Source organism: Kitasatospora sp. NPDC094016 (assembly GCF_040304045.1).
Classification (GTDB): Bacteria; Actinomycetota; Actinomycetes; order Streptomycetales; family Streptomycetaceae; genus Kitasatospora.
The window spans coordinates 227,259-242,726 of sequence record NZ_JBEOUK010000007.1; the positions used below are offsets into that span (position 1 = coordinate 227,259).

The 15,468-nt window shown below is 72.1% G+C and carries 13 protein-coding genes; 5 read left to right on the top strand and 8 right to left on the bottom strand.

The window, feature by feature from the left end; all coding sequences use genetic code 11:
• Nucleotides 1-49: 49 nt before the first annotated feature.
• The 6 genes from mreD to folC form a co-directional block, all read right to left on the bottom strand.
• Nucleotides 50-691 (bottom strand): rod shape-determining protein MreD, encoded by a 642-nt coding sequence (mreD, locus tag ABT015_RS10240; RefSeq protein ID WP_350878259.1) that lies wholly within the window; start codon nt 689-691, stop codon nt 50-52.
• Between the two features lie 3 nt (nt 692-694).
• The gene (mreC, locus tag ABT015_RS10245; protein WP_350878260.1) at nt 695-1,627 is read right to left on the bottom strand and encodes a rod shape-determining protein MreC; all 933 of its coding nucleotides are present in this window, start codon (nt 1,625-1,627) and stop codon (nt 695-697) included.
• 95 nt (nt 1,628-1,722) lie between these two features.
• A complete protein-coding gene (locus ABT015_RS10250; RefSeq protein WP_350878284.1) occupies nt 1,723-2,748 on the bottom strand; it encodes a rod shape-determining protein in 1,026 nt (341 codons plus the stop codon).
• Between the two features lie 318 nt (nt 2,749-3,066).
• Nucleotides 3,067-3,480, bottom strand: coding sequence for a nucleoside-diphosphate kinase (gene ndk / locus ABT015_RS10255; protein WP_063347562.1), 414 nt, complete (start codon nt 3,478-3,480; stop codon nt 3,067-3,069).
• Between the two features lie 110 nt (nt 3,481-3,590).
• Nucleotides 3,591-3,941 carry a DUF4233 domain-containing protein gene (locus tag ABT015_RS10260; protein ID WP_063347563.1) on the bottom strand — a complete coding sequence of 117 codons (351 nt, stop codon included), beginning with the start codon at nt 3,939-3,941 and terminating at the stop codon, nt 3,591-3,593.
• Nucleotide 3,942: 1 nt separating this feature from the next.
• Nucleotides 3,943-5,334: a bifunctional tetrahydrofolate synthase/dihydrofolate synthase gene (gene folC / locus ABT015_RS10265; RefSeq protein WP_350878261.1), complete on the bottom strand. Its 1,392-nt coding sequence runs from the start codon at nt 5,332-5,334 to the stop codon at nt 3,943-3,945.
• Between the two features lie 264 nt (nt 5,335-5,598).
• Between folC and ABT015_RS10270 the strand changes: the two genes are divergently transcribed.
• From ABT015_RS10270 to ABT015_RS10280, 3 genes are all read left to right on the top strand, one after another.
• On the top strand, nt 5,599-6,942 hold the full coding sequence (locus ABT015_RS10270; RefSeq protein WP_502897283.1) for an XrtP-associated glycosyltransferase: 1,344 nt from the start codon (nt 5,599-5,601) through the stop codon (nt 6,940-6,942).
• 66 nt (nt 6,943-7,008) lie between these two features.
• Entirely contained in the window at nt 7,009-8,172 is a 1,164-nt protein-coding gene (gene wecB / locus ABT015_RS10275; RefSeq protein ID WP_350878263.1) for a non-hydrolyzing UDP-N-acetylglucosamine 2-epimerase, read from the top strand.
• Between the two features lie 171 nt (nt 8,173-8,343).
• Nucleotides 8,344-9,876 carry a chitinase gene (locus ABT015_RS10280; protein WP_350878265.1) on the top strand — a complete coding sequence of 511 codons (1,533 nt, stop codon included), beginning with the start codon at nt 8,344-8,346 and terminating at the stop codon, nt 9,874-9,876.
• A 22-nt stretch (nt 9,877-9,898) separates the two neighbouring features.
• Here ABT015_RS10280 and ABT015_RS10285 read toward each other — a convergent pair whose 3' ends face one another.
• Both ABT015_RS10285 and ABT015_RS10290 read right to left on the bottom strand, forming a co-directional pair.
• Nucleotides 9,899-10,420: a hypothetical protein gene (locus ABT015_RS10285; protein WP_350878266.1), complete on the bottom strand. Its 522-nt coding sequence runs from the start codon at nt 10,418-10,420 to the stop codon at nt 9,899-9,901.
• A 316-nt stretch (nt 10,421-10,736) separates the two neighbouring features.
• On the bottom strand, nt 10,737-13,349 hold the full coding sequence (locus ABT015_RS10290) for a valine--tRNA ligase (RefSeq protein WP_350878285.1): 2,613 nt from the start codon (nt 13,347-13,349) through the stop codon (nt 10,737-10,739).
• A gap of 214 nt (nt 13,350-13,563) precedes the next feature.
• Between ABT015_RS10290 and ABT015_RS10295 the strand changes: the two genes are divergently transcribed.
• Nucleotides 13,564-14,415 carry a hypothetical protein gene (locus ABT015_RS10295; RefSeq protein ID WP_350878268.1) on the top strand — a complete coding sequence of 284 codons (852 nt, stop codon included), beginning with the start codon at nt 13,564-13,566 and terminating at the stop codon, nt 14,413-14,415.
• Between the two features lie 112 nt (nt 14,416-14,527).
• The gene (locus ABT015_RS10300; RefSeq protein ID WP_350878269.1) at nt 14,528-15,310 is read left to right on the top strand and encodes a hypothetical protein; all 783 of its coding nucleotides are present in this window, start codon (nt 14,528-14,530) and stop codon (nt 15,308-15,310) included.
• Nucleotides 15,311-15,468 lie beyond the last annotated feature (158 nt).

The following is a 15,468-nucleotide window of genomic DNA, read 5'->3' on the forward strand; positions in this document are numbered from 1 at the left end:
CTCGTGCGCTCCAGGATGCGGGAAGTCGGGAGGTCGGGGGCCGGGCCGGTTACGGGCGCCGGGCGAAGCCGGGAATGCGCCGCTTCTTGTAGGACGGGCCGGCCGAGGCGTCGCGCGTGGTGCGGTAGCGGGCCAGCGTGCCCAGGCCGGAGCCGCCCTCGTCGTCGTCGGTGGCCGCGGTCACCGGGTCGCGCCCGAAGCGGCGGCCGACCAGCATCACCAGCGGCACCACGAACGGCGCCAGCAGCACGTCGTACAGCAGGGCGCTGACCACCAGGCCGCCGAGGCCGACGTGCCGGGCCGCGGTGTCGCCGACCAGGGCGCCGACCATCGCGTACAGCAGGGTGGAGGCGACCGCGGCGGCGGCCACCACCACCAGCGCGCCGAACACCGACCGCTGGCGGCCGTGGTCCGGGCGCAGCAGCCCGGCGGCGTAGCCCATCAGGCAGAGCACCAGCGCGTAGCGGCCGATCGCGTGGTCGGAGGGCGGCGCGAGGTCGGCGAGCAGGCCGGCCGAGAAGCCGACGACGCAGCCGCCGGACGGCCCGTACACCAGGGCCAGGCCGACCACGACGAGCAGCAGTATGTCCGGGGTGGCCCCCGGGAGCTGGAGCCGGCCGAAGACGCTGACCTGGAGGATCAGGCCGAGCAGGATCAGGCCGGCGGAGACGGGGATGCGGGCGAGGCGCATGGCTCAGTTCCCCCCAGTGGGCTTGGCGGGCGGGGCGGCGGGCGCGGTCGGGGCCTGGGCCGCCTGTCCCTGGGCGGGGGCCGGCGGCAGGACGGCGTCGCGCGGGTCGGCGCGCGGCGGCACGACCACCACGCCGACCAGGTCCAGCCGGGTGAACTGGACGAAGGGCTCGACCAGGATGGTCTTGGTCAGCTGGCCCGGGGTGGCCTCGACCTCGACGACCTTGCCGACCGGCACACCGGGCACGAACGGGCGGCCGCTCTGCGAGCCGAAGGTGACCAGCCGGTCGCCGGCCTTGACCTGGGCCTTGCCGTTGAGCAGCGAGACCTTCATCGGGCTGGTGCCGCCGCCGGAGGCGAAGCCGATCTCGCCGCTGGCCTCCAGCCGGGTGCCGGCCGAGAAGCCGGGGTCGGAGGCGAGCAGCACGGTGGCGGTGGTCGGGGCGACGGTGGTGATCCGGCCGACCAGGCCCTGACCGTTGATCACCGTCATGTCGCGGGTGAGGCCGTCGTCGCTGCCGGCGTCGATGGTGATGGTCCAGGAGAAGCCCTGGGCCGGGCCGATCGCGATGACCTGGGCGGCCTTGACGGTGTAGCCGCCGGCGCCGGCGGTGCGCAGCAGGTCGTCGAGCTGCTTGGTGCGCCCGGTGGCCATGTCGGAGGAGGCGAGCCTCTGGCGTAGTTCGGTGTTCTCGCGGGCGAGCTCGTCGGTGCGGCCGTTGTTGGACGCGGCGTCGCGGAAGGCCCGGACGGTGTCGGCGACCGGGTCGACGACGGTGGCGGCTCCGCGCTCGACCGGGCCGAGGACGCTGGCGGCGGCGTGTCGGGCACCGCCGAGGGGGGAGCTCTCACCGCCCTTGATGTCCACGGTGACGAGCGCGAAGGCGACGGCCACCAGCAGGATGAGCAGCAGCCGGCTCTCTCGTGTGTCCCTCACGGTGCTGGTACTGCCCCTTCGTACCTGGTCGGCCGCCCGGGCTGTGGGGCCCGGGCGGCAGCCCGTTCAGTTGAGTGTCGGATGTCTCGGTGGTGCTAACGGCGCGGGGAGGAGTCCAGTACCTGCTGGAGCGCCTCGAACTCCTCGACGCACTTGCCGGAGCCGAGCGCGACCGAGTCGAGCGGGTTCTCGGCGATGTGGATCGGCATGCCGGTCTCGCGGCGCAGCCGCTCGTCGAGGCCGCGCAGCAGGGCGCCGCCGCCGGTGAGCACGATGCCGCGGTCCATCACGTCGCCGGCCAGCTCGGGCGGGCACTGGTCGAGGGTGGTCTTCACGGCGTCGATGATCGAGTTGACCGGCTCGTCGATGGCCTCGCGGACCTCGGCGGCGGAGATGACCACGGTCTTGGGCAGGCCGCTGACCAGGTCGCGGCCGCGGATCTCGGCGTGCTCGTCCTTCTCGCCCTCCAGGCCGAAGGCGCTGCCGATGCTCATCTTGATCTGCTCGGCGCTGCGCTCGCCGAGGAGCAGCGAGTACTCCTTCTTGATGTGCTGGACGATCGCGTTGTCCAGCTCGTCGCCGGCGACCCGGATGGACTGGGCGGTGACGATGCCGCCGAGGGAGATGACCGCGACCTCGGTGGTGCCGCCGCCGATGTCGACGACCATGTTCCCGGTGGCCTCGTGGACGGGCAGCCCGGCGCCGATGGCGGCGGCCATCGGCTCCTCGATGATGTGCACCTGGCGGGCGCCGGCCTGCGAGGAGGCCTCGATCACGGCGCGGCGCTCGACTCCGGTGATGCCGGAGGGCACGCAGACCACGACCCGGGGGCGGGCGAGGTAGCGGCGGCGGTGGATCTTGAGGATGAAGTAGCGGAGCATCCGCTCGGTGATCTCGAAGTCGGCGATCACGCCGTCCTTGAGCGGGCGGATGGCGACGATGTTGCCCGGCGTCCGGCCGATCATCTTCTTCGCCTCGGCACCGACCGCCAGGATGCCGCCGGTGTTGGTGTTCACCGCGACGACGGACGGCTCGTTGAGGACGATCCCCTTGCCCCTGACGTACACCAGCGTGTTGGCAGTTCCAAGGTCGATCGCCAAGTCGCGGCCGATGAACGACAGGTTGCTCGCCATGGGGTGTGGTTGCCTTCCCGGGCTCGGAGTTCATGGGGGTTGGACGAGAGCGCGCCCACGCTCGGGCGGAGCCAGCTGAGCTGCCTTACCGGGCCCTTGAGTCGCGTCCATCGTAGTCACGCGGCGCGGTACGGACGTCGATGCGGGGCATACCGTCCATTGTCCGGAGCGTGTTCGCTTCTCCGGGCATTGGGACGCCGTGTCGGCGGCTCTGGTTGCTTATTTCACGATAAAAGTGCCCCGGCCGGGCCAATGGTCCCGACCGGGGCAGTGCCAAGGTCCCTCGGGCGTGTCGCCCGGCTGGACTCAGGCGTGCGCCGGGAAGAAGATCTTGATCTCGCGCTCGGCCGACTCCGGGGAGTCCGAGGCGTGGATCAGGTTCTCGCGGGTGATCGTCGCGTAGTCGCCGCGGATGGTACCGGCCCCGGCCTCCAGCGGGTTGGTCGCACCGGCCAGCATCCGGATGCCGCGCACGACCTCCTCGCCCTCGACGATCAGCGCGATCGACGGGCCGGAGGTCATGAACTCCAGCAGCGGCTCGTAGAACGGGCGGCCGACGTGCTCCGCGTAGTGCTGCTCCAGCGTCGCCCGGTCGAAGGTGCGCAGCTCGACGGCGGTGAGCCGCCAGCCGGCCTTGCGCTCGATGCGGCTGATGATCTCGCCGGCCAGGCCACGCTGGACGGCGTCGGGCTTGAGCAGGACGAGAGTGCGCTGGGACACGGTGCGTCTCCTGGGGATTCGGTACGGCAAGGCAGTCGGGCCGACGGGCGGGAGCCGACACGGCAGAGATTACCTTGCGTGTGCGGCGTGTCGGCCCGCCGGTCCGGGCCCTAGACCGGTACGGCGGCCGCCTCGGCGGCGGCCCGGGCGGCCTTGAACTCGTCCACCTTGCGGCCGTAGTGCACCGAGCACCACCACAGGCCGGCGAAGACCACACCGAGGCCGAACATGGTCGGCAGGATGAAGCCGCTGGCGATCAGGCCGATCTGCAGCGCCCAGCCGACGGCCACCGCACCGGGGCGGTTGATCATGCCGCAGAGCGCGATGCACAGCGCCATGACGATCCCGGTGACGATCCAGATCGTGGCCGTGGAGACGCTGGACAGCTGCATCGCGACCAGCGCGGCGAACATGGCCAGGAGCGCCTCGCCGATCAGGGTCGAGGAGCAGAGGGTCCTCATGTCACTTCCTCCCGAGCAGCAGGCGGGCCTCGCCCACCGTGATGACCGAACCGGTGACCAGCACCCCGGCGCCGCCGAGGTCGCCCTCCTCCTCGGCGAGGGTGACGGCGGCCGCGATGGCGTCGTCGAGCCGGGGCTCGACCTGGACGCGGTCCTCGCCGAAGATGTCGACGGCCAGCGCCGCCAACTCGTCGACGTCCATCGCGCGGTGGGTGGAGTTCTGGGTGATGACGACCTCGGCGAGGATCGGCTCGAAGGCCTCCAGCACGCCGGCCACGTCCTTGTCCCCGGAGGTGCCGATCACGCCGACGAGCCGGGTGAAGCCGAAGGACTCGCCCAGGGCGGCGACGGTGGCGCGGGCGCCGTGCGGGTTGTGCGCGGCGTCCAGGATGATCGTGGGGCTGCGGCGCACGACCTCCAGGCGGCCGGGCGAGGAGACGCCGGAGAAGGCCTGGCGGACCTTGTCCACGTCGAGCTGCCCGCCGCGGGCGCCGCCGACGCCGAAGAAGGCCTCGACCGCGGCCAGCGCCAGCACCGCGTTGTGCGCCTGGTGCTCGCCGTGCAGCGGGATGAAGACGTCCTCGTACTCCTCGCCGCCGAGCCCGCGCAGCGTCACCAGCTGGCCGCCGACGCCGAGCTCACGGCGGATCACGCCGAACTCCATGCCCTCGCGGGCCACCGTGGCGTCGACCTCGACGGCGCGCCGCAGGATGTTCTGGGCGGCGTCCAGCTGCTGCTGGGCGACGACGGCGACGGCTCCGGACTTGATGATCCCGGACTTCTCGACCGCGATCTCACCGGTGGTCTCGCCGAGCTTGTCGGTGTGGTCCAGCCCGATCGGGGTGATCACGGCGACGGCGGCGTCGATGACGTTGGTGGCGTCCCAGGAGCCGCCCATGCCGACCTCGACCACGGCGACGTCCACGGGGGCGTCGGCGAAGGCGGCGTAGGCCATGCCGGTCAGCACCTCGAAGAAGGACATCGGCACCGGCTGCGCCGCGTCGACCATCCGCACGTACGGCTCGATGTCGCGGTAGACCTCGACGAAGCGCTCGGGGGTGATCGGGGCGCCGTCCAGGGTGATCCGCTCGGTGACGCTCTCCACGTGCGGGCTGGTGTAGCGGCCCGTGCGCAGTTCGAAGGTGTTGAGCAGCTGCTCGATCATCCGGGCGGTGGAGGTCTTGCCGTTGGTCCCGGTGATGTGGATGGAGGGGAAGGACCGCTGGGGCTGGCCCAGGATGTCCATCAGCGCCTCGATCCGGTCGAGCGAGGGCTCCAGCTTGTTCTCCGGCCAGCGCTTGGAGAGCTCCACCTCGACATCGCGCAGGGTGTCGTCGGTGTCGCCGTCGGCGGGGCGGAGGGTGTACGGATTCGGGTCGGCCTTGTCGCTCACGACCACAGTCTACGGAGGGTTCGCGGGCCGTCCTCACGGGGTGAGAACGACCACTTTGGTCGGGGTTTCCAATTTGCCCCCTTTACTATCTCTTTGGCGAGTTTGAACCGCAACGGAGCATCGATTCGCACCCCCTGGAGCCGCACCGCCTTTGATCACGAGGAGCACCACGCCATGCCCGACGCTCTGCACGACTGGATCGTGCTCCGCCAGGACGCCGTCGTCTGGTTCGCCGGACTGGTCTCACTGGCGCTCGTCGGCTACATGGCCTTCGTCTTCGGACGCTTCCTCCTGTACTGGGCCGGCTCCCGGCACGCCTTCCGGCACAACCGGCCCGCCGAGCCCGGCGACCCGGCCGCCTTCCAGTGGCACCTGGTGATCCCCTGCCGCGACGAGGAGGCCGTGGTCACCCAGACCCTGGCCGGCCTGCGCGAGAACGCACCCGAAGCCCACCTGTGGGTGATCGACGACGACAGCGAGGACGCCACCCGCGACCTCGTCCTCGCCGCCGCGGCCCACGACGACCGCGTCCACCTCGTCCAGCGCCGCCGCCCGCACGCCCGGATCGGCAAGGGCGCCGCCCTCAACGCCGCCTACCGCGAGATCACCGCCTGGCTGCCCGAGGACACCGACCGCTCCCGCGTGGTGATCGGCGTCGTCGACGCCGACGGACGGCTCGACCCCGGCACCCTCCCCCAGGTCTGCAACGCCAAGGCACTCGGCCGCCCCGACACCGGCGCCGTCCAGATCGGCGTGCGGATGCGCAACGCCGACGACGAACTCCCGCTGCCCGGCCGCGGCCGCGGCGCCAACGCGTTCGCCCGCGCGCTGGTCCGGATGCAGGACATCGAGTTCCAGGCCAACAACGCCGGCATGCAGCTGCTGCGCCGCCGCACCGGCAGCGTCGGCCTCGGCGGGAACGGCCAGTTCGTCCGCCTCACCGCCCTCGACTCGCTCACCGCCGAGGAGGGCCGGGCCGGCCGCCCCTGGCCCGAGCGCGCCCTGCTGGAGGACTACGAGTCCGGCCTCGACCTGCGCCTGGCCGGCTGGCGGCTCACCCACGTCACCGAGACCCAGGTCTCCCAGGAGGGCCTGATCTCGCTGCGCCGCTTCCTCACCCAGCGCACCCGCTGGGCCCAGGGCAACATGCAGTGCCTGCGCTACACCGGCCGGGTGCTGCGCTCCCCCTTCTACACCTGGTCCGGCAAGGCCGAGGTGCTGTACACCTTCCTCCAGCCCGTCGTCTGCGTCCTGCTGGTCCTGCTGTTCCCGCTCTCGCTCGGGATCACCGCGGCCGGACTGGTGCTCTTCCCCGCCGAAACCGCCGACTTCCACGTCAGGTTCGGCCCGTGGATGCTGCTCGCCTTCGCGGTCGCCACCCTGCCGATGATGCTCTGGGGCTTCGCCTACCGCCGGCTCGTCCACCCCGACCGCGGCCGGCTCACCGGACTGCTCTGGGGCGTCCTGATCTGGCTCTACGCCTACCACCTCTTCGTGGTCGCCACCCGGGCCGCCGCCCGGATGCTGCTCGGCCGCAACGGCTGGGCCAAGACCCGGCGCAACGCCGAGAAGGTCGCCCTCGGCGCCCCCACCGCCCTCGAGTCCTGAGCCCCGGTCCTGAGCCCCGCGCCCGCGCCCTGAGCAGCCCCACCCCCTCGGAGCCTCCCCATGAGCATGTGCCTTCCCCCCGCCAGCGTCGCCGTCGTCCTCGGCACCCGCCCCGAACTCGTCAAGCTCGCCCCGCTGATCCACGAACTCGGCGACGCCACCCGCCTGGTGCACACCGGCCAGCACTGGGACGAGGCGATGTCCGGCCGCTTCCTGCGCGACCTCGACCTGCCCCGCCCCGAGCTGCTCACCGGCGTCGGCGGGCGCCCCCGGGCCGGCCAGATCGCCCAGTCCCTGGGCCAGCTGGACGCCGCCTTCGCCGAGGACCGCCCCGCCGCCGTGGTCGTCCAGGGCGACACCAACGCCACCCTCGCCGGGGCACTGGCCGCCAACGCCCGGGAGATCCCGCTGGTGCACGTCGAGGCCGGGCTGCGCAGCTTCGACCGGGCGATGCCCGAGGAGCACAACCGGGTGATGGTCGACCACGTCTCCGACCTGCTCTGCGCCGCCACCGGGGACAACGTCGCCAACCTGCGGGCCGAGGCCCTCGCCGAGGAGCGGATCGCGCTCACCGGCAACACCGTCGTCGAGGTGGTCCGCCGCCAGCTGCCGGCCGCGGCCGACCGCGCCGCGCTGCTCGCCGCGCACGGGCTGCGCCCGGACGGCTACGTGCTGGCCACCGTGCACCGCCCGGAGAACACCGACACCGCCGAGGCACTGGGCGCCGTGCTGGCCGAACTGGACCGGATCGCCCGGGCTGGCACCCCGGTGCTGTTCCCGATGCACCCGCGCACCCGGGCCGCCGTCGAGCGCTTCGCACTGGACGCCCTGCTGGAGCGCCTGGCCGTCACCGGGCCGGTCGGGTACGCCGACTTCCTGGGTCTGGCGAGCCACGCCGCGCTGCTGGTCTCCGACTCCGGCGGCGTGCAGGAGGAGTGCACCGTGCTCGGCCGCCCGCTGCTGGTGGTGCGCCGCTCCACCGAACGTCCGGAGGCGGTGGCGGCGGGCTTCGCCGCGCTGGTGGGCCCCGACGAGGACCTGGGCGAGCTGGCCCGGGCCTGGCTGGCCGACACCCCCGAGCGGCTCGCCCGGCTCGCGGCCACCCCGAGCCCGTACGGCGACGGCCTGGCCTCGGCGCGGATCGCCGCGCTCACCGCCGCGGTCGCCGAACCGGCCGAACCGGCCGATCCCGGAACGGCCGGCTCCAGCGCGCGGCCGTCGGCCGCCTAGCGCCCTCTTGACAGCCGGATTGGTCTACTCCACCTTGTGAGTCAAGTCTCCTTCCCCAACAGGGACTTGAGTTGTCGGTAGCTCCCGCACGCGCACCATCGACACCCCGGACGGCGCTCCACCCCCACCACCCAGGCGCGCCGCCGGGCCTCCCCCACAGGAGATGGAGTCATGCCACCTGCCCGACACCGGCGCCCGCGCGCCGTCCACACCCTGCTCGCCGGGGCCTGCGCCGTCGCCCTCGGCCTGAGCGGACTCGCCCTCGCCACCGGCACCGGCGCCCAGGCCGCCGACCCCGACCTGATCACCAACGGCGGCTTCGAGACCGGCACCCTGTCCGGCTGGTCCTGCGGCAACGGCGCCGTCCAGAGCACGACCGTGCACTCCGGCCGCTACGCCCTGACGTCCACCCCGGGCTCGGGCGACACCGGCGAGTGCACCCAGACCGTCGCCGTGCAGCCCTCCTCGACGTACACGCTGAGCTCCTGGGTCCAGGGCTCGTACGTCTACCTGGGCGCCCGCGGCACCGGCGGCACCGACCCCGGCACCTGGACGAACTCCGCCGGCTGGGCCCAGCTGAGCACCGGCTTCACCACCGGCCCGGGCACCACCAGCGTCACCGTCTACCTGCACGGCTGGTACGGGCAGCCCGCCTTCCTCGCCGACGACGTCTCGCTGATCGGCCCGGGCGGCCCGCAGCCCTCCCAGAGCCCGACCGCCACCACGTCCCCGAGCCCCACCGGCAGCCCCTCCCCCACGGGCACCGGCACCGCAAGCCCGACCGCCACCTCGACCGGCAAGCCTCCCGGCCTGCCCAAGCACATCCTGACCGGCTACTGGCAGAACTTCGACAACGGCGCCACCGTCCAGCGGATCAGCGACGTCCCGGCCGCCTACGACATCATCGCGGTCTCCTTCGCCGACGCCACCACCACGCCGGGCGGGCTGGGCTTCACCCTGGACCCCGCCCTCTCCTCCCGCCTCGGCGGCTACACCGACGCCCAGTTCAAGGCCGACATCGCGGCCAAGCGGGCGGCCGGCAAGAAGGTGGTGCTCTCGGTCGGCGGGCAGAACGGCACGGTGTCGGTGAGCGACCCGACCTCGGCGGCCAACTTCGCGAGCACCGCGTGGGGGCTGATGCAGGGTTACGGCTTCGACGGGATCGACATCGACCTGGAGAACGGTGTCAACTCCGTCTACCTGGGCCAGGCGCTGCACTCGCTGGCCGCGAAGAGCGGCAACGGGTTCGTCCTCACCATGGCGCCACAGACCATCGACATGCAGTCGACCGGCATGGAGTACTTCAAGCTGGCGCTGAACGTGAAGGACATCCTCACCATCGTCAACATGCAGTACTACAACTCCGGCGCCATGAACGGCTGCGACGGCAACGTCTACTCGCAGGGCACCGAGGACTTCCTCACCGGGCTGGCCTGCATCCAGCTCAAGGGCGGGCTGCGGCCCGACCAGGTGGGGCTCGGCGTGCCGGCCTCCACCAGCGCGGCGGGCGGCGGGTACGTCAGCCCGAGCGTGGTCGACAACGCGCTGGACTGCCTGGCCGCCGGCACCAACTGCGGCGGCTACAAGCCCGACACCACCTGGCCGGGCATCGGCGGGGCGATGACCTGGTCGACCAACTGGGACGCCAAGGCGGGCAACCCGGTCGCGGGCACCATCGGCGCGCACCTGCACGCCATGCCGTGACGCCCCCTGCCCGGACCGGGGTTCAGACCCCGGCCCGGGCCTCCGGGACGTGTGCTGCGGGCCCGCCGTGCCGGCGGCGCAACTCGGCGGTGATCTCGGCCAGTTCGCCCTCGGGCAGCAGCGGCAGCATCATCGCGACGCCCTGGAGCAGACCGCCGAGCAGGAAGGTGGTGTCGGCGGTCGAGGCGACCAGGCCGCGCACCTCGGCCACCTCACCGGCGGCCACCGCCTCGATCAGCCGGGCGGCGTCCGCGCTCTCCTCGTCCACCGCGACCGCGCCGTTGTCGGCCGGGGCGCGCCGGGCCATCGCCCGCAGCACCCGGTCTCCGACCTCGGGCGCGTACGCCTTGCGGACGGCCTCGGCGGCGATCCAGGCGAGCAGGGTGGTCACCTCGCGCTCGGCGCGCTCGGCGAGGAGCAGGTCCAGCTCGTGGTCGAACGCGAGCTGGTTGCCGTGGCGGAACGCCAGCAGCAGGGTCGCCGCCCTGGCCTTGGCCTCCTCCACCGCCTCGGCAGGCAGTTCGTCGGCCAATTCCTCGGTCACCACCACGCCATGCCCTCCCGTCCGTCGGCTCAGCAGGAACGCTCAGCAGAAACACCCGTCAGAAACTCCGTGCACACCGTACACATCCGACCTGCAAACTTCCGCGAACCCGCGCGGGCAAGACCGGAATGAATTCGGAAGGAATAGGACCTCACCCGGTCCAGGATGAATATTCGCCGGAAGGGAGCAATGCTGCTGGGCTATTAGGCGTAGCAAAAAGAACACCGCCGTCGTGCCCGGCCGAGCCGCCCGGAAACGCCGGAGGGGCCGCACCCCGCGCGTCGCGGAGTGCGGCCCCTCACGGACCGGTGCGGGCTCAGCCCTGCGGCAGCGCCGCGAGCTGGGCGGTGATCCGGGCGATGTCGGCCTCGGCGGCCTCCTGACGGCCCCGGATCTTGGCGACCACGTCGTCCGGCGCCTTGGCGAGGAACGCCTCGTTGCCGAGCTTGGCCGTGGTCTGCGCCTTCTCCTTCTCGGCGGCCGCGAGGTCCTTGGCGAGGCGCTTGCGCTCCGCCGCGACGTCGATGGTGCCGGAGAGGTCGAGCGCGACGGTGGCCCCGGCGACCGGGAGCGAGGCGGTGGCCGCGAAGCCCTCCTCGGGGACGGTCAGCCGCAGCAGCGAGCGGATCGCGTCCTCGTGGACGGCCAGCACGGTGCCGTCCAGCTCCAGCTTCGCCGGGACGCGCTGGCCCGGCTTGAGGCCCTGGTCCGAGCGGAACCGGCGGACCTCGGTGACCACCTGCTGCAGCGTGGCGATCTCGGCCTCGGCCTCGGCGTCGCGGTAACCGCTGTCCGTCGGCCAGTCGGCGATGACCAGCGACTCGGCGCCGGTGAGCGTGGTCCACAGGGTGTCGGTGACGAAGGGCACGATCGGGTGCAGCAGCCGCAGCGTGACGTCCAGGACCTCGCCGAGCACCCGGCGCGCGGCGTCGGCCTGCGGGCCGCCCTTGGCCAGGGTGGTCTTGGACAGCTCGACGTACCAGTCGAAGACCTCGTCCCAGGCGAAGTGGTACAGCGCCTCGGACAGCTTGGAGAACTGGTAGTCCTCGTACAGCGCGTCCACCTCGGCGACGGTGCTGTTCAGGCGCGACAGGATCCAGCGGTCGGTCGCGGTCAGCTCCTCCGGCGCGGGCAGCGGGCCCTCGACGGTGGCGCCGTTCATCAGCGCGAAGCGGGTGGCGTTCCAGATCTTGTTGGCGAAGTTGCGGGCCGCCTGGACCCAGTCCTCGCCGATCGGCACGTCGACGCCCGGGTTGGCACCGCGCGCCAGCGTGAAGCGCAGCGCGTCCGAACCGTACTTGTCCATCCAGTCCAGCGGGTTGACCACGTTGCCGAAGGACTTCGACATCTTCTTGCCGTTCTGGTCACGGACCATGCCGTGCAGCGCGATGGTGTGGAACGGCGGGGTGCCGTCCATCGCGTAGAGGCCGAACATCATCATCCGGGCGACCCAGAAGAACAGGATGTCGTAACCGGTGACCAGGACGGAGTTCGGGTAGAACTTCGCCAGGCTCTCGGTCTGCTCCGGCCAGCCGAGCGTGGAGAACGGCCACAGTCCGGAGGAGAACCAGGTGTCCAGGACGTCGTTGTCCTGGTGCCAGCCCTCGCCGGTGGGCGGCTGCTCGTCCGGGCCGACGCAGACGACCTCGCCGTTCGGGCCGTACCAGACCGGGATGCGGTGGCCCCACCACAGCTGGCGCGAGATGCACCAGTCGTGCAGGTTGTCGACCCAGTCGAAGTAGCGCTTCTCCATCTCCTGCGGGTGGATCTTGACCCTGCCGTCGCGGACCGCGTCGCCGGCGGCCTTCGCGAGCGGGCCGACCTTGACCCACCACTGCATGGACAGCCGCGGCTCGATGGTGGTCTTGCAGCGCGAGCAGTGGCCGACCGAGTGGACGTACGGGCGCTTCTCGGCGACGATCCGGCCGTCGGCGCGCAGCGCGGCGACGATCGCCGAGCGGGCCTCCAGCCGGTCCAGGCCGAGGAACGGACCGTGCACGGTGATGACCGCGTGCTCGTCCATGACGGCGACCGAGGGCAGGCCGTGCCGCTGGCCGATCTCGAAGTCGTTCGGGTCGTGCGCGGGCGTCACCTTGACGGCGCCGGTGCCGAACTCCGGGTCGACGTGGGCGTCGGCGACCACCGGGATCCGACGGCCGGTCAGCGGCAGCTCGATCTCGGTGCCGACCAGGTGGCGGTAGCGCTCGTCGTCCGGGTGGACGGCGACCGCGGTGTCGCCCAGCATCGTCTCGGCGCGGGTGGTGGCGACGACGATCGAGGCGTCGCCCTCGCCGTAGCGGATCGAGACCAGCTCGCCGTCGTCGTCCTGGTACTCCACCTCGATGTCCGAGATGGCGGTCAGGCAGCGCGGGCACCAGTTGATGATGCGCTCGGCCCGGTAGATCAGCTCGTCGTCGAAGAGCTTCTTGAAGATGGTCTGGACGGCCTGGGACAGGCCCTCGTCCATGGTGAATCGCTCGCGGGACCAGTCCACACCGTCGCCCAGGCGGCGCATCTGGCCGGAGATCTGGCCGCCGGACTCCGCCTTCCACTTCCAGACACGCTCGACGAAGGCCTCCCGGCCCAGGTCGTGGCGGGACTTGCCCTCCTTGGCGAGCTCGCGCTCGACCACGTTCTGGGTGGCGATGCCGGCGTGGTCCATTCCGGGCTGCCACAGCGCCTCGTAGCCCTGCATCCGCTTGCGGCGGACCAGCGCGTCGATCAGCGTGTGCTCGAAGGCGTGGCCCAGGTGCAGGCTGCCGGTCACGTTCGGCGGGGGGATGACGATGGTGAACGGGGGCTTGTCGCTCTTGGCGTCCGCGGTGAAGTAGCCACGCTCTACCCAGCGCTCGTACAGCTCGCCCTCTACGTCCGCGGGGGTGTAGGTCGTCGGGAGAGTTGCTGCTTCGTCCCCGGCAAAGGTGCTCACGGGGTGCTGGTTCGTCGTGTCGGTCACGACGCACAGTTTACGTAACCGCGGGCACGTGTTACGAACCGCTTTCCCCGCGCGGACGCGACCCGCCCGATCGGCTCGGAGGCGGACACCCGTACGGTACCGTTCCCGGGCACTCGTCCGGTGTCCGCACGGACCCCGGGACGACACGACGACAGGCCGCGGGTGCGGCGGGGGAGCACGGACGCAGATGTACGGCCAGGGCCAGCAGTATCCGCAGGGACAACCGCAGGGACAGCCTCAACCGTACGGGGGCCAGCCCCCGTACGGCCCGCCGCAGCCACCGCCGCTCTACGGCGCCCCGCAGCAGCCGCCCCAGTACGGCTACCCGCCGCAGGACGGCCAGCCCTACGGCGCTCCCCAGCCGCCCTACGGTGCCCCGCAGCAGCCGTACGGCTACCCGCCGCAGGCCCCGTACGGCCAGCCGGGCTACCCGCCGCCGAAGAAGGGCCGGACCGGCCTGGTGGTCGGCCTGGTCGTGGGCGCGCTGGTGCTGGGCGGCGGCGGTTTCGCCGCGTGGACGTTCCTCGGCGACGACCAGGGCGGCCGGTACAGGATCTCCGCGCCGCAGTCGCTGCCGGACGGCTACACCCAGAAGTCGGCCAAGGAGGAGGCCGTCGACCCGGCCAAGCCCGAGGCGGCGAAGTTCGGCAAGAACCTCAACGTGCTGGCGGCCAGCTACAGCAAGGGCTCCGACGCCCTCGACACGCTCTCCGTGGTCGGTGTCTACGGGGAGCTCAACGACCCCGGCCAGATCATCGACGACTCGAGGAAGGACAGCGGCGGGCTGACCTGGTCCACGCCGCTGACGGACTTCCCGGCGCAGGACGGCCACAGCTCCTCGGCGAAGCTCGCCTGCGGTGTGGCCGGCGTCATCGCGGGCAAGGCCGGGCCCACGGTCTGCGTGTGGGCGGACAAGTCCACCACCGGCCGGATCACCTTCAGCAAGATCAGTCTGACCGGCGGCGTCCAGGGCCTCACCCCGGCCCAGGCCGCGGACAGGACCCGGGCGATCCGCGACGCCATGGTCGTCGCCGGGTAACCCGGGCACCGCCCCGCCGCGCCACCACACGTCACCACACGTCACCACCACGTCCCCGCCGCCGCCGGCCGCGCCGGGCGGCGCCCGGGCATCGCCATCAGAGAGGCCTCGCGTGACCGAGCAGAACCCCTACGGCCCCCCGCCGCAGCCGGGACACGACGCACCGCCGCCCCCGCCGGCCCCGCCGGGCTACGGCGGCATCCCGCCGCAGAGCCCGCCGCCCGGCTACCCGCCGGTCGGCGAGCCGGGTGCCTACCCGGGGTACGGCGCCTACCCGCCGGTGCCGCCGCCGCGCAAGTCCCGCAGGACGCTCTGGACCGTGCTCGGCGTGGTCGGCGCCTTCGTGCTGCTGGGCGGCGGCACGCTCGCCTACTTCGTCTACGACGTCGCCAGCAGCGCGGGCACCCAGAAGATCGTCCTGCCGGCCACGTTCAAGGACCTGCGCCAGAGCGACGACCCCCAGGTCGCCGACACCCTGGAGAAGGGGCTCACCTCCAGCTTCGGCAAGGGCGACGGCAACTGGAACCCCACCGGGGTGGGCGCCCTCTACCAGAACGCGCAGTCGGCCCCGCAGCTGGTCGTGTTCGGGGGCTACGGCAAGGTCCTGGCGCCGAAGCAGGAACTGAACCAGGCGTTCCAGGGCATGGCCTCCACCGGCCGCAAGCTCAGCGACCGGCACGTGGTGGACGCCGGCCCCAAGGGCGGCTCGATGGAGTGCGCCGTGGTCACCGGCGGCGAGGACGAGGCCGGGACCACGATGGGCATCTGCTCCTGGGCCGACAGCAGCGGCCTGGTGATGGTCATGACGGTGGCCGACCCGAGCACCAAGCCGGACCTGGACAAGCTCGCCGCCGACACCCGCGACCTGCGCGCGGTCGCCGAGGTCCCCAAGTAGTCCACCGGGAACCGCCGGTGACCCTCCGGGCACCGGGAAACGCCGAAAGGGCCCCGCACCGGTCTTAGGTTCTAGGGATCGTTGCAACACCCCAGCTCAAGGGGTGCAATGTTCGAGATCCGGGAGAACCGGATGGCGCCGCAGGGCCGCAGGATCCT

Coding starts and splice junctions, on each gene's coding strand:
- mreD (WP_350878259.1), bottom strand. CDS start 691: ATGCGCCTCGCCCGCATCCCCGTCTCCGCCGGCCTGATCCTGCTCGGC.
- ABT015_RS10260 (WP_063347563.1), bottom strand. CDS start 3,941: ATGAGGACCCTCTGCTCCTCGACCCTGATCGGCGAGGCGCTCCTGGCC.
- ABT015_RS10270 (WP_502897283.1), top strand. CDS start 5,599: ATGGCCTTCGTCTTCGGACGCTTCCTCCTGTACTGGGCCGGCTCCCGG.
- wecB (WP_350878263.1), top strand. CDS start 7,009: ATGTGCCTTCCCCCCGCCAGCGTCGCCGTCGTCCTCGGCACCCGCCCC.
- ABT015_RS10280 (WP_350878265.1), top strand. CDS start 8,344: ATGCCACCTGCCCGACACCGGCGCCCGCGCGCCGTCCACACCCTGCTC.
- ABT015_RS10295 (WP_350878268.1), top strand. CDS start 13,564: ATGTACGGCCAGGGCCAGCAGTATCCGCAGGGACAACCGCAGGGACAG.